The 15,832-nt window shown below is 28.9% G+C and carries 9 protein-coding genes; 4 read left to right on the top strand and 5 right to left on the bottom strand.

The features are described from left to right. Nucleotides 1-220: 220 nt before the first annotated feature. The 4 genes from CJJ23_RS00010 to CJJ23_RS00025 all read left to right on the top strand — a co-directional run bounded on the left by CJJ23_RS00010 (nucleotide 221) and on the right by CJJ23_RS00025 (nucleotide 5,872). A complete protein-coding gene (locus CJJ23_RS00010; protein WP_095334377.1) occupies nucleotides 221-670 on the top strand; it encodes a hypothetical protein in 450 nt (149 codons plus the stop codon). A gap of 265 nt (nucleotides 671-935) precedes the next feature. Next, nucleotides 936-4,163, top strand: coding sequence for a proline-rich domain-containing protein (locus tag CJJ23_RS00015; protein ID WP_095334378.1), 3,228 nt, complete (start codon nucleotides 936-938; stop codon nucleotides 4,161-4,163). A 111-nt stretch (nucleotides 4,164-4,274) separates the two neighbouring features. Beyond that, on the top strand, nucleotides 4,275-5,207 hold the full coding sequence (locus CJJ23_RS00020; protein ID WP_095334379.1) for a type I phosphomannose isomerase catalytic subunit: 933 nt from the start codon (nucleotides 4,275-4,277) through the stop codon (nucleotides 5,205-5,207). A gap of 143 nt (nucleotides 5,208-5,350) precedes the next feature. Beyond that, nucleotides 5,351-5,872: a hypothetical protein gene (locus tag CJJ23_RS00025; RefSeq protein WP_095334380.1), complete on the top strand. Its 522-nt coding sequence runs from the start codon at nucleotides 5,351-5,353 to the stop codon at nucleotides 5,870-5,872. A gap of 235 nt (nucleotides 5,873-6,107) precedes the next feature. On the opposite strand, the gene CJJ23_RS00030 is transcribed toward CJJ23_RS00025, so the two are convergent. From CJJ23_RS00030 to ptsP, 5 genes are all read right to left on the bottom strand, one after another. Next, a complete protein-coding gene (locus CJJ23_RS00030) occupies nucleotides 6,108-8,387 on the bottom strand; it encodes a hypothetical protein (RefSeq protein ID WP_095334381.1) in 2,280 nt (759 codons plus the stop codon). Nucleotides 8,388-8,731: 344 nt separating this feature from the next. Next, a complete protein-coding gene (locus CJJ23_RS00035; protein WP_095334382.1) occupies nucleotides 8,732-10,873 on the bottom strand; it encodes a hypothetical protein in 2,142 nt (713 codons plus the stop codon). 297 nt (nucleotides 10,874-11,170) lie between these two features. Beyond that, nucleotides 11,171-12,931 (bottom strand): GIY-YIG nuclease family protein, encoded by a 1,761-nt coding sequence (locus CJJ23_RS00040; RefSeq protein ID WP_095334383.1) that lies wholly within the window; start codon nucleotides 12,929-12,931, stop codon nucleotides 11,171-11,173. Nucleotides 12,932-13,034: 103 nt separating this feature from the next. Beyond that, on the bottom strand, nucleotides 13,035-14,039 hold the full coding sequence (pfkA, locus tag CJJ23_RS00045) for a 6-phosphofructokinase (protein ID WP_180737989.1): 1,005 nt from the start codon (nucleotides 14,037-14,039) through the stop codon (nucleotides 13,035-13,037). 1 nt (nucleotide 14,040) lies between these two features. Next, nucleotides 14,041-15,759, bottom strand: a complete 1,719-nt coding sequence (gene ptsP / locus CJJ23_RS00050) for a phosphoenolpyruvate--protein phosphotransferase (RefSeq protein ID WP_095334384.1) — start codon at nucleotides 15,757-15,759, stop codon at nucleotides 14,041-14,043. Between the last annotated feature and the right edge of the window lie 73 nt (nucleotides 15,760-15,832).

Genomic DNA, 15,832 nt, shown 5'->3' on the forward strand with positions numbered 1-15,832 from the left:
TTATTAGTTTAGATCTAAATAATAAATATTCTTTCATTGTGCTGCCTTTCGAACTGCACTTTTGCTATTACCCCAGTAAAGTGTTCATAATTCATACTTTTTTCAACAAAAAACGGGTACCAAAACCTGCAAAAAATTGTGCAAAAAATAAATTTGTTAATCAGTTACTGTTTGAATATATAATTAAATAGGAAAATATTTATTAATCAGAAAGGTTTCTATGAAGAAAAACGAAACTTATAAAGACTCAAAATCAGCAAGTAAAGCTATTGATGCAACTTTTGCAAATCACGAAAATATCACAATTGATTGTGAAGATAAAGAAAAAGATTTAAGAGTTTGCATGGTCTATTCAGACCAACCTAAACAAACTACAACTAAAACTCCAATTAAGAAAATGACAATTAATGATTTAGCTCTGCTTGTTATTCAGTTTCAAACAAAACAAGATGAATTTAACAAAAAGGTTGAAGCATTCATGGATAGGCAAGTTGAATTCAACAAAAAACAAGAAGAAGCAAATGCAAAACAAGATGAATTCAACAAAAAACAAGAAGAAGCAAATGCAAAACAAGAGAAATTTAATGAGTGGGTTTATGATGCTGTCACAGGACTTAAAAAAGATGTCAAGAGAATTGATGGTGTTTTAGAAAAAAATAACCTTAAATAATTTTCAAAGTAAATTTTTAATTATTCAGTTCAATTTTTACCTATCACTACTTAAAAAAGTGATAGGTTTTTAATAAAACTTTTTTTATATGTTTTATTTCATTAGCCAAAACTAGTTATGTTTTCTGCCAACCAATATTTTTTTTAAAAATAGCATATTATTTGCAAAATAGTTCAAAAAAGCCACTTTTTTGCCAAAACAAAAAAAAAAAAAAACGGGCGTACAATTTAAATAGAAGAGAAAATCTCTATTTAAGGATTTGTTTATGAAACGAAGAAAATTAATAACTATTATGTCGCTACCTGTAGCAACTTTTGCTACTTTTGCTGCGATTGCTTGCAGTCAACAACCTACTCCAAATAATATCAATGCACAAGCAATTATCGATAGTTTACCTAAAGAAATTAAGTCAAATAGTTCTAATCAAGAACTATCTCAATTAAAAGATAAACTACAAAATTTAACCAAAGATGTACAAGAATCTTTTTTGAATTTATTAGACGAATCTAATAAAACAACTTTTGAAAAAGCGCTAAAAGATGGATATAGAATTTCCAAAGTTACGCTTGTCGCTGCCGATACTTCAAAATCATCCTTATCAGTTTATTTAAGTATTAGTAAAGAACAAGATGTCAAAACTGCGACAATTAAAATTGTCGATTTAAAACAAACGCCACTTGCTAAAAAGGGAACAAACCCTAATCCTAATCCTCCAAAACAAGATAAACCAGGTGATCAAAAACCACCCGAAACTAAAAGAGATGAGCCTCCAAAACAAGATAAACCAGGTGATCAAAAACCACCAGAAACTAAAAGAGATGAGCCTCCAAAACAAGATAAACCAGGTGATCAAAAACCTCCTGAGACTAAAATAGATAATCCTCCAAGTAATTTTCATCCACCCACAACTTCAAAACCAAATAAACCATATGTACAAGTTTATGAAACAGATCTAAAAAAATTTCAAGGCTACCAAATCAAAACCACGCTTCATAAAGATCAGCCAACTTCACATGAATATATTTATAGTATTTCAGGTAGTAGAAAAACTGAGACTAGAAGCAATGAATGAACTGTTCAAAATGATAGTATTAAAGGTCGAATTAATGAAGAAGATGATTTTCAAAAAGCAATTCCTAATTTAGATGCTCCTGAATGAAATCCTAATCAAAATAAATATACTCAAGCTGTTAAACAAAGAGATGAACTAATTAAAAAAGGCTTTGAAATTAATCCCGATTCCCACTTTGAACAAAGTTATAATTTTTGATACAATCAAAAATTAATTACTTGAAGATCATTAAGCGTAATTGCGGCACTTAAACCACCTAAAAACATGAATTTAGATAAAATTGCTAGTGCACCACAATTACTTAAACCAACAGAAGAAGTTAAAAATTCTGCAGTAGAAATGAATAGCAGTGAATTTAAATTAAATTTAAACTCACTAAAATATCTAGTTACTCATAATGAGATGGGGCAAAATCCTAAGATGTTTGCTTGAAAGTTATTAACTTTAAGTGATGACATTAGAATGAATCAAAAATCAGTTTTATCAGATCATATTTATTTAAACAATGTTAGTGAAGTTGAAAAAACTTATAAATTATTTGAAAAGGTAGATTCAGATATTAGTGACATTATGTTCTATGCAGAAAATATCGATAATAAAACAGGTACTATGACTTTGTATGTTACATATAAAAAAGGCAGTGAAAATAAATCCTTCAAAATTGACTTAAATAAATCTAATGTTGATCTTAAAAATGATTATGACTATATTAAACATATTAATGACCGAACTGTTTCACTTAGTTGATCATATGGAGGTTACTTAAGTGAAAATGATGATTGAGAAGATGATAAAAATGATACATGAAAAAACGTTAAAAGTAATTTTGATAGAAATATTGAAAGTTATAAAAGATTTAAAAATAACAGCGCACTACAAAAAAGATATTTTTCTTCATATTTTGGTCAAAACGAAACAAGTGGAATCAAATTTAACCAAACTATTAAAACTGGTGGAACGGCCTGAGTAGTAGATAAAATTGTTGATGATACCTTACCAGAAGGTCAACATGCTTTTATAATCGCAACTAATAAACACGTATTAGATATTGGAATGCTTTCAGGTACAACTACATCAAGATACATTATGGGTTATGTATTTGAAAACGATAAGTTATCAGCAGAAGTCAAGTTATCAACCTGAGTCAGATATTTTAATTGATACGAGGATAAATACTCTAATTTAAATGAGTCAAATTATGAGGAATTACTTAAAGAATTTCCTGACAGATTAAAATTAGCAAAAGAGCGTCTCGAAGAAAACAAAAAAGTGGCTCAAAAAAATAAAAGAATATTTAATAAACAAAATAGTTGACTAAGAAACTCTGGTTTTTCATCATTTACATGAAATCGTTATGAAACTGATGATTATTCAAAAACAGATCCTATTTCTTCAAGAGCACTTTCAAATATAACTGATGAACAGTGAAAACAAAGCCCAACTTATCAAAGACAAAACATGGAGGTAGTTGGCTTTCAAAAACCAATGTTTCTGGATAATAACTATACACAACTTAACGCTACAGATCAAACTCCTTCATGATTAACTGATACTAGAAAAAACTTTATTAATAGCATCATTTATATGCCTCAATACACAGCGGGACATATCTATCGTTCAAGCGATGAACAAGGTTCAGTTCTGTTAGGTGGAGGTATGAAAAGAGAAGAAGTTCAATTCACTTATACTTACCAACTTGCAGGTCCTGATTTAGTTTTACTTAAAATGGTTTTTAAAGATTCTGATCTGAAAGTAGCATGACCTGCGTTATACAATACTTTACAAAAGTCTGAAGAAGAACAAAAAGCCTGATTTAATACTTTAGATTTAGATCCTCGAACTGATGATCGCACTAATTCATATATTGCTGGCTATCCTGGTTTACAAGGAGAAAACGGTAGAATTTTATCATACCGTTCATCAGATGTAACAGCCACATCTTCACTTAGAAAATCATTCGTAGTTTCAGGTGTTTCAAATGTTGTTGCCCAAAGCTTCTTTAGAGATTGAGATCAAGAAACATGAGATAAATATTATGCACCTTATGATGTAGGTGGTAGATATAATGAACTAAATTCAGTTGTCTATCCAACAAGTAAACATATATCTAATCCAGAAAATGGACTATACACAACGACTGCAAAAACTGCAACTGAAAGTTTATATTCAGGTGAAAAAGTTAATGCAGGAAATTCAGGATCAATGGTAGTTGATGCTAATTTTAAAAACTACGCAATTGTCTTTTCTTATCTACCAGAATTACAAGGAGGAGATCGTACATCAGCTCATCATTTTGTTCAGCACGATCCTTATGCACGTTCTAATGTCTTAGAAAATGAAAGACCAAATGTCAGATTAGAATTAATTGAAATGCTTAAAAAGAAAAATATTAAAACTCTTAATTTAAATCCAAAAAATTAAAAATATTTGACTTACTCAACACTAAAAAGTGTTGAGTTTTTATTAAATCAATGCTTAATAATTAATCAAATATTTTTGCTAAATATTTAGGATAAAATTTAAAATCTAAACATGTTTAAATATTTAATTTTAAAGCCTTATCTTGACTATAAAATTTGAGGCGGAAATCATCTAGCAAATTGATTTAATTCGGAAAAGAAAAATATAGGAGAAGCACTCATAATTTCTGCTCTTGAAAATAAAGAAAGTGTGATTATTAATTTAGGACAAGAAGTCTTACTTTCGGAATTTTACAGAGCAAATAAAAAGTTCTTTGGTAACTATTATGGCGACCTGTACCCACTTTTAGGAAAAATAATAGATGCAAATGATGACTTAAGTATTCAGGTGCATCCTGATGATGAATACGCTGAAAAGAATTTTTATAAGTTAGGAAAAACAGAGTGCTGATATGTTTTAGAAGCACCTGAAAATGCACAAATAATTTATGGATCAAAAGTAGAAGATATAGCAATTTTTAAAGAACATGTTTTACAAAATAATTGAGACCAAATTTTAAATTATGAAACAGTAAAAAAGGGAGATCTAATTAATGTTCCTTACGGGACAATTCATGCTATTACCAAGGGCATAACAGTTTTTGAAATACAGCAAAATTCAGACTTAACCTTTAGACTTTATGACTATGATAGATTGGATATAAATAATGAAAAAAGAGAACTTCATTTAGAACATAGTTTTAATGTTTTAAATCTAAAAAATAAAATAGAAATAATTAATAAGAAAGAAGGTATTTTATTTGAAAGTGAATTTTTCAATATTGAAAAATTAATTGTTGATGAAGAAATTTTCATTAAAAAAGAGAATGCTTATTGAACACAAATAACAGTTATAAAAGGTTATTTAAATATTGATTATTATACTCTTACTAAAGGTTACTCATTAATTTTGAAACATAAAATAGGTTTAAAACTAAAAGGACAAGCAGAAATATTATTAACTTATATTAATAAAAATACTTTAAAAAAAATAAACCAATTATAAACATTTGTTTTGCTTAAATCTTAACTTAAAATGTGAAACAAAACCTGCAAAAAAACCAAAGTAGACAATTATTAAATTATCCTTATATAATTTATTATGTAGATTTGTGTTCATTCTACAAAAATACAATCTCAAGGAATTAAATGAAAGCGAACAATATTTACAAAGACTGAAATTCTCTTTCTAAAAAAATATCTCCAATATTAAAAGAATACTCCGATTTAGAATTGGATGTTGTTTCCGATGAAAATGGTGGATTAATATGTACAATTAAAGCATATAAATTAAAAACTAAAGGCGGTGGCACAATGACTGTTGAACAACTAGCAAAAATAGTGTTAGATGGTTTTGCAAGAATAGAATCTGTTATTGGTGTAATGCAGGCAGATATTAATCAACTAAAAAATGATGTTGGAAGAATTGATAAAACCACGCAGGTTCTTCAAAAAGATATGGTTGAAGTTAAATCAGATGTTGCAAGAATTGATGGAAATGTCAACGAACTTCAAAAAGATATGGTTGAAGTTAAATCAGATATTGCAAGAATTGATAAAACCGTCAATGAACTTCAAAAGGATGTAAAGAGAATTGATAAAACCGTCAATGAACTTCAAAATGATGTAAAGAGAATTGATTCTGTTTTAGAAAAAAACAATATCAAATAATTAATCCTTATAATAAAGAATTTTTAAACTAAGTTAATTCAAATAAAAATTAAATAGTATTTTTATAAAATTATTAGAACATGAATGTGTTGTTCTATTCCTAATTTATAAATGCAGCTTATATCGCTGCATTTTTGTTTCACCTAAAATAATTATCATATATTTTATTTAGTTAATGATGTGTGAGGTCAAATAAATAAAAATGAACCCGTTAAGGTTCATTTGTTTTAGTTTGTTAGGATCAATATCTAATATCTGGTCCATCTTCTTGTCATCTATCAACAATGATATATAGATTTTGTCCCATATGAGCATATGCAGAATTTTTACGACCACTCTTATAGGTGAAGTATGGATTTAATCTTAAAATTTCGTGTGATCCTTCAGTTTTGTAATAACGAACATTTTTGATATGCATGTTTTTAATAATTGAAATTGGGTTTCAACTTGTAGGCTCTGGTTTAGGATCAAAGTTTTTTGAAGTAGGTCTAAAGATATCTTCAACTCTTCCTTCATGAGGTGTATTGATTGTAAATAAGAATGAAATATAGTCTCATGGTTTATCACGTTGAAGTTTGCTTCAATCAGCACCTTCATTAGCTGTTCTTCTTTTTAAAACCATACGCTGGTTAACTTTGAAAATAAATTCTTTTAGAATTTCAAAGTCAATATAGTTAAATAAAGGTTCAATATTTCTAGAGTATCAATGTTTTGTTGGAGTAACTTTTACTTTTAAACGAAAGACTTTATTATCACGACCATAGCGCAGAACTATGTCAAAAGTATTAGTTGTATTCCCACCTGATTCTGAAAATTCTAGCGCTGAACCAGTGATTGCAACTGACTGAATTAGTCTGACAACTTTTCATTGTTCATTAGTTAAATTAGCATTTGCAAAGAAATCACCTAACATGTTCATGTTGTTTTGTAAATTACGATCTCTAGAGAACTTAGTCATAAATTCATAAACATTTATCTTATTTGAAGCTGCTCTAGCTGAACGATAGTAATTTCCAGCTGCATCTTGTTCACCTTCAATTCCAGGTTGTCTTACTTCATAACGACTTGATAAATCAAACATTACATCATCTAGATCATCAAGTTTATTATCTTGTGTAATGAATGTAAAGTTGTATTTAACATCTTTATTATTGTAATTTAAGGTAAATGATACTGAAAGGGATTGTGAAACGACTTTTCTGTTTCATTTTCATTCAACATTTTTGACCTTAGTTTTTGCAATCAAGTATCCATAGTGGCTAAATGAAGGAGTTGCTCCTTCTCTTTTATCAAAATCTAGTGAATGCTCATCAAATAAATTAACTAGTGAATCACTTGGATGAAGTTTTGAGAATCATTCAAAATATTGTTTAGCAGTTTTACCTGATTTCAATCTAATAATTTTAGCTTTAGCTAAATTATCTAAATTAACTGAAAGCGCTTGAACTATCTGATGATTACCATTTGGTAAGTAAACAAAATCAAGTGGATGATTTTCATAAATGCTTTTTCTAGTGTTAGGATCAGGTTCTGGTGGTAAAGGAATTGCTCCAGCTGGAGTATTATCAACTGGTTTAATATATGAAATTGAAATTCCCATACTTTTTCCTTCTTCAGGTTTCTTAGAATCTTTTACTACAGGTTTAGGTGTTGTAACTTGAGGTTCAACTTTTGTTTTAGTTGTTTCTTCTTTAGAATTTACCTGTGTTTCAACTTGTGGCTTAGAGATTGTTTCTCTTTTTACCACTTTTTTAGGTTGATCAACATATCCACTAACAACTAGTTCTAGCTTAAATTGTTTAAAATCAACTGCGTATAAAAGTCTTAAAACAATTTCTACTGAACCTTTTTTCTCAATTAAATAGAAATTCTTTGCAATAGGTGAATTTAAAATTTTGGTTTTTAGTAATGTTTTAACTTGTTCTTTTTGAGCAGTTGTTAAAGTTGTGTTAGCTAATAATCATTCAAGTTGGTAACTAAATGATTTAGCTTTGTTTTGCTTAATAAATTCTTGAGTAGTTAGTTTATAGTCTTTTAACTCAATTGTTTTTTCGTTTCCAAAAATATCAAGTAGACCCTTTTCAATCTTTTTTCACTCTTCAGTGGCTTTCTTGGTTTCTTCGGTTCAATCTTCTTCAGAATGATCACCACTTTCTAAATGATGGTGGATTTTTTTGGTTTCTGAAGAATCTTCTGATTCTTGTTTTTGCTCATTAACTGAGACATGAATCGCTTGTGCAATAGGTGTAACATTAGTTTCAACGTTGTTAACTTCTACATGTTCTACAGAAGTTTTTTGAACTTCTGTAGATGCTTTTTCAACTTCATTAACTTTTACTGTTGGTTCTTTTATAACATCAGTAACTACTACAGGGGTTGTAGTGCTACTTAGTTTATTAGCATTTTCAGATTTAGTTTTTTCAACTACACTTGTACTACATGCAACTGCAGTTGCAGTTGCACCTATACCAGTTAGGACTGCAAATGATAAGAATAATTTTTTTGTTTTTTTCATATATATCTCCTAATAAATTTGAAAGTAAGCCTTAAATATAAAACTTACGAATTTTCTGCCCACATTATAAAACTATTGCAAAAAATACTGGATTTTTAATTTGTATTTATTTTATTTGGAAATTCCAATAAAAAAACACTTAAAAAAGTATTTTAAAGCCAATAAGTAGGTTTACTATCTCTTTTGGAACCAAAATCTAACTTTTTGGAAAAGTGATATCTAGTTCTGATTAGTGCTTTCTTCTACCAGTTGCAGAAAAAAATAGTTATTAGAAAATTTTATAGCGTATTGTCTTGATTAGAAAATAAAAATGAACCGTTAAAGGTTCATTTCATTTTGGTTTATTAATATCAGTTTTGAATATCAGGTCCTTCTTCTTGTCACCTATCAACAATGATGTAAAGACTTTGACCCATGTGAGCGTATCTAGAAGTTTTAATTCCATTTTTCTTAGTAAAATAAGGATTCATTCTCAAAATTTGATGTGAACCTTGAGTTTCATAGTAACGCATATTTTTAATATGCATATTCTTAATAATTGAAATTGGGTTTCAACTTGTAGGCACTGGTTTAGGATCAAAATTCTTTGATGTTGGTCTAAAAATATCTTCAATTCTTCCATCGTGTGGAGTATTGATAGTGAACATATGTGACATGTAACTTCAGTCTGTATCTCTTCTGAATTTATCTCAGTCAGTAAGTGTATCAGAGATTTTTCTTTTTAACACCATACGTTCATTTACTTTAGTAATAAATTCTTTTAGAATTTCAAAATCTACATAGTTAAATAAAGGTTCCACATTATGAGAATATCAATGTTTAGCAGCAGCGATTTTAACTTTTAAGCGAAAGACTTTATGATCTTTTCCATAGCGAAGCACAATATCAAAAGTGTCAGTTGTGTTACCATCGTTTTCTGTAAATTCTAGTGCTGAACCTGTAATAGGAACTGATTGAATTAATCTGACAATTTTTCACTGTTCAGCAGTTAAATTAGCATTAGCTAAAAAATCACCTAGCATTGTCATGTTAGTTTGTAAGCCTCTACTTCTAGAGAATTTAGTCATGAATTCATAGACATTTTTTCTGCTTGAAACTGCTCTAGATGAACGATATAAATTGCCTGAACTATCTGTTTCACCATCAATTCCTGGTTGTCTTACTTCGTAAGTTTTTGATAAATCAAACTTGATATTTTGTAAATCATCAAGTTTGTTACTTGCAGTTACAAAGTTAAATTTGAATTTATGATCTGAATCATTATAGAACAATGTAAATTCTACTGAAAGTGGATTTGAAACAGTTTGGTGATTTCAAATTCACTTAATATTTTTTACTTTAGTTTTAGCAATCATGTATCCATAATCACTGAATGAAGGACTACCACCTCTATTAGCAAAATCTTGTGAATGTTCATCAAATAAATTAACTAGTGAATCACTAGGGTTTAGTTTTGAAAATAGTTCATAATATTCTCTAACACTTTTATTGTTTTTTAAGCGAATAGTTGTTGCTTTTGCCAATTTATCTAGTCTAGTTGCTAATGAAGCAACTAGTTTTTGGTTACCATTAGGTAAATAAGCAAATCAAAGTGGATGTTTTACATAAATACTTGAAGGTTTTTTAACTTCTGGCTGTGGTTTATCAGGCAAAGGGATCGCCATAAATGGAGTGTCATCAACTGGTTTACCAATTGAAACAGTAATCATGCGATCATCTTTTTTTGTAGAATTATCTAAAGTTTGTGCTTGTGTGGAAACAACTTTATTTTCTAGTTGAACTTCTACTTTAGGCTCAACCTTTTTGTTTGGGTTTAAAAATCCATTAATTGTAAAATCTAGTTTAAAGCCTTTAACCTCAAAAGAAAATAGCAATCTTAAAGTTGCCTGTGTAGGCTTATTTTCTACTAAATGAAGATTTTTCATAACAGGCATGTTAAAAATTCTTCTGCTTAATAATTCCTGAACCTTATCTTTTTGTTCTTTAGTTAAAGTTGTTCCTTCTAGCAAGCGAGTTAGTTGTACTTTAAAAGTTTGCTTATTAGTTTCTTCAATAAAGTCTTTAGCACTTTGCTTAAAATCTTTTAATTCAATAGTTTTATTGCTACCAAAAACTTCTATTAAACCTTTTTCGATTGCCTGAAATTCAGCTGTTGCTTGGTTAGATTCTTCAGTTCAATCATCTTCAGAATCAGCACCATCAGGATCAGCATGATGCACTACCTTAGTTTTGGTTGTTGTACTTGTTGATTCTTTTTGCTGATTAATTGAAACTTGATCAACCACTTCAACTGGTTTAGTTGTTTTAACTTCAACAGGTGTTTGAACAACATCACCTGTTATAACTGGTGTATTGTTTAAATTGTTATTAAGTTCTGTTTTCACTTCTTTATTAATAATACTTGTGCTGCAAGCAACAGCAGCTACAGTTGCACTTAAACCTGCTAAAACTGCAAATGATATTAATAATTTTTTTGTTTTTTTCATATATCTCCTATTAGATGAAAATAAGTTTAAATAAACTTACAAATTTTCTGCCCATATTATAAAACTATTGTAAAAAATACTGTATTTCTAAATAATTTAAAAGTTTGTAAATCTAATTTTTTTTGATTATAAAAATTGTTAGCAAATACCTTTTTGCTAACAAATATTAATAATTTTATCTTAAAGTTAATCTGAAATTTAAGTGATTAAAAATTGTTTTCTAAATCTTATAAAGTAATTTAAATGCTAAAATTAAACGACATAAATCTTGTAACTGATTTTAGAAATTGGGATTGATTAATTTTTATCTATTTGTGATTCTTCCTTTAATTTTTCAAGTTCTTTTTGCCCTAACTTATTTTTAATTTCTTGTGCTATTTTTAAAGGAACAAATTTACTCAATTCCTCCAAAGATGCATTGAAAATATTGTTGTAATTTGAAAAATGTTCAAGCAATAAAAGTTCTCTTTTTTCTCCTACACCAGGAATTTTTTTAAGGTCTCCTTCAAGTGAAAAATTACCCTTTCTTTTACGGTAAGATTCTTTTGCAAAGCGATCGACTTCTTCTTGCATTTCTGATAAAAAATTAAATAAATTTCTGTCTTCTATTTTTATTTTACTTTCATTTAAATCGATTAAATATTTTGTCTTATGTCTTTCATCTTTTGTAAGTGCAATGACATTAATATTTATTTCTAATTCATTTAACGTATTTTTAACTTCGTGCAGTTGTGGATATGAACCATCAACAATTATTAAATCAGGTCACATCTTTATTCTTTTTTCTAGATTAGAAAAATATTTTGTAATAGCTTGTTTCATGTAATCAACATCAGCTAATCTTTCATCATTTGCTGCTAAATTTATTTTACGATATTCATCTTTTTTCTTTTCACCATTAACATAAGAGATAATTGCAGATACAGGATTAATATTTGAAATATGAGAATTATCTATTAAAATAATTCTTTTAATTTCATCTAAATTTATTAACTTTTCAAGAGCAGATAAATTACGTTGATTTTTTTCTAATCTCAATTTAAATTCATTTGCTTTTTCTTTAATTGCTTGATTTGTATTCTCTATTGCATGATTCAAAATTAACCGATAAAGCCCTTTTTCTGGGAAGAATAGTTTGATTTTTTCATCAAAACTAAATTCATAATTTTTAAATTGTGGTTCTAAAATAATATTTGCAACTATTGCTTTTTTAGCATAAAACTGATTAACAAATTCAACTAATGAATTTTCAAAATCAGTTTTAATTTCGAATACTTCTAAACTTTTACTGATCAAAATTCCATAGCGATAAAATAAAAATGTTACATAAATTAAACCATTATCTTCTTTAGCACTTATGACATCTATATCAGCAATATTTTCTAATTGAACAACTTGTTTTTCATGCAATTTTTTTAAAAAAATTAAAGTGTCTCTTAGTTCTTTTGCAATTTCAAAATTTTGAATTTCAGCAGCTTGATGCATTTGATTTTCAATATTTTTAAGTAATTTTTTATCACCTAATTTTAATAAATTTTTAACTTGTAAAAATTTATCTTTTCAATATTCACTATTTGTATTAACAATAGGTAAACCATTTTCAAAAAATAATTCTCTCTCGATCATGCGTTTAATTATATTAGCTCCTGATCCAGTTGGAAACGGACCATAAAACAAACTATTATGTGATTTTTTGCTAACAATTCTTTCGTATCTTACTTCAATTTTATCCTTCTTTAAAATAATTTTTATGTAAGGATAGCGCTTGTCATCTATCAATAAAATATTGTAATAAGGCTTGTGCTGATTAATTAAATTTCGTTCTAAAAGTAAAGCCTCTTTTTCATTTTCAACTACAAAAACTTCAAAGTCTTCCACCTTTTCCATTAAGGCATTTGTCTTATAAGAATTGATTGAACCTTTGAGATATTGAACCATTCTATTTCTTAAATTTTTAGCTTTACCAACATATAAAACATGGTCATATTTATTCTTTCATAAATAGACTCCTGGTTTAGTTGTAACTGATTTAATTCTTTCTTCAAGTTGCAAATTCATTATCTTAATTTTACATTCAAAAATTTAAAAAATGAAAGTCTGTTTCATTTTTTAATGCTTTATATTTTCAAGAAAATAAAAAAATGGGATTGCCCATTTTCTCTTAATCTATAACTTGTGAATTTAATTCACTGTATTTAATTGTCCGTCTAGAAATTTCATCTTTACGTGTTCCTGGTTGTGCCAGTGCTTCTAAAATTGGAGTGTGAGTTGTAAATCCTTTAACAATTCCAACAGCAATTCCGCTATGACCATTATTTAGAAAATCAACTGCATTTGTTCCCATTCTTGTTGCATCAATTCTTTCACGTGCAGAAGGATGTCCACCTCTTTGCATGTGCGCAAGCACAACTGCTCTTGAAGAAATTTTTGTTTTTTCTTCAATTTTTTTAGCAATTGCATGAATGTCTTCAAAAATAAATTCACTAACCATCACAATAACAGCACGTTTTCTTTTACTTGTAAATAATTTTTCAACACGCTCAATAATTTGATCTTCAGTTAGTTTGAAATCATTTGTAACAATGATTTCAGCGCCTGTAGCAATTCCTGAATATAGAGCTAAATCACTAGCACCATGTCCCATGGTTTCAACTAGAATACAACGGCGATGTGAGCGAGCTGTATCACGAATTTTGTCCACTGCTTCAGTAATTGTATTTAAGGCTGTATCATAACCAATTGTGAAATCACTTGAAGCAATATCGTTATCAATTGTTCCTGGAAGTGCAACAGTTTTTACACCCATTTCATGTAAACGTTGAGCCCCTTTATATGAACCATCTCCACCAATAACTAGTAAAGCATCGATCCCTAATTTATCTAAATTATCCTTAGCAATTTTTCTGACATTTTCATCAGCAAATTCAGGATAACGTGCTGAAAAAATAAAAGTACCACCAACATTGATGTAGTCATTTAAATTAATTCCTAGTTCTTTTAAACTTTTAATATTGTTTTCAACTAGACCTTTATAACCGTAAAAAACTAGGTAGGGCTCAATTCCTAAAGCAAGTGCACGTAGTGCAGCTGCACGAACTGCGTTGTTCATCCCTGGAGCATCACCACCTGAAGTTAGGATGGCAATTTTTTTAATATTTTTATTCATTTTATCTTAATTCCTCTTCTAATAACTGTTTGACTTGTTCTTCATTTTCAAGTTCTAAAGCCTGAGTAGCAATTTTTTCTCACTTAGTTTTTTCTAATGTGCTTAGCAATTTACGTGCAGGTAAAATGCTACTTGCTGACATTGAAAATTCATCAAGTCCTAGTCCAAGTAGTAAAGGAATGGCATTTTGATCACCCGCCATTTCACCACACATTCCGACTCATTTACCATGTTTATGACCACCATCAATTGTCATTTTAATAAACTTTAAAATTGAAGGGTTTAAAGGTTGATATAAGTATGAAACGTGTTCGTTCATGCGGTCAGCAGCCATTGAATATTGAATTAAATCATTAGTTCCAATACTTAAAAAGTCTGCATATTTAGCAAACTTATCAGCTAAAATCGCTGCAGCAGGAGTTTCAATCATTAAACCAATTTCAATATCTTCTTTTTTACCAATAGTTACTTTTTCTTTAACTAATTCTTCATAAGTTTCCTCATAAAACTTCTTAGCTTCGATAAATTCAGGTAAGTTTGTGATCATCGGGAACATAATTCCCAGTTTTCCAAACTGTGCTGCTCTGATTAAGGCACGTAGTTGATCTTTAAAAACTTCTTTTTTCTCTAAAGTTAAGCGAATTGCTCTGTAACCTAAAAAGGGGTTTAATTCTTCAGGAAACTTAAAGTAATTTAAGGTCTTATCGCCACCGATATCTAAGGTACGAATAATCATCTTACGTTTTGGATCATTAAACTTTTTAATTGCTTCAGCATATTTTTGAAACTGAAAATCTTCAGTAGGTCAATTATTAGCGTCCATATATAAGAATTCACTTCTAAATAAACCAACTGCTTCAGCATCATTATTGATAACGCCTTCCATATCTTTTGGACTACCAATATTAGCTGCTAGTTCAACCACAAAATTATCTTTTGTGGTTGATGCTTTACCTTTATATTCTAAAATAGTATTTAAATATTCTAAATAAACTGCACGATCTTTAGCAAAGCGCTCTAGTTCTTCTTTATTAGGATTAACTATCACTTCACCACTTTGGCCGTTCAGTGCTAAAGTATCGCCATCTTTAGTATTTTCTAAAATATCTTTTAAACCAACAACTGCAGGGATATTTAAACTACGAGCCATGATGGCACTATGGCTCGTGCGCCCTCCGATATTAGTTGCAAAACCTAAAGTATGCTTTAGGTTTAAGCTCGCTGTTTGACTTGGTGTCAAGTCAAAAGCAACTAAAATACTATCTTCAGAAATTTGCGATAAATCGAAAATTTTGACATTTGCTAGTGAAGCTAGCAATTTATAACGTAGATCTTTTAAATCAGCAGCACGCTCGCGCATGTAAGCATCATCCATTGATTCAAACATGGTAATGTAATTATTGTAAGTTTTATCTAAAGCTTGCATTGCATTAAGTTGATTAGCTTTAATCTCATTTTCAATTAAAGCTTTAGTATCAGGATCTTTTAGGATCTCTAAATGTGCTAGAAAAATTTCTGCTTCTTCTAGGTTTTCAGCTGCTTTTAACTTAGTAATTAAATTTTCTAGATCATCTGCTACGAAAGTAAATGCACGATCTAGTTCTTGAAGTTCTGCTTCAGCAGATTTAAAATCATCTCTAATAGTGATTTTAACTTCTTCAAGGCGAAAAATTTTGGCTACAACAACACCTGCTGAAGCACCAATTCCTTGATATTTCATCTTGTCCTCCACATTAATTTGTGTTATGCTTTTATAATATAACAAAAACCACTATAAAATAAATAAAAACAAA

Origin of the sequence: Mycoplasmopsis agassizii, assembly GCF_002276225.1 — a bacterium.
Classification (GTDB): domain Bacteria; phylum Bacillota_I; class Bacilli_A; order Mycoplasmatales; family Metamycoplasmataceae; genus Mycoplasmopsis_B; species Mycoplasmopsis_B agassizii_A.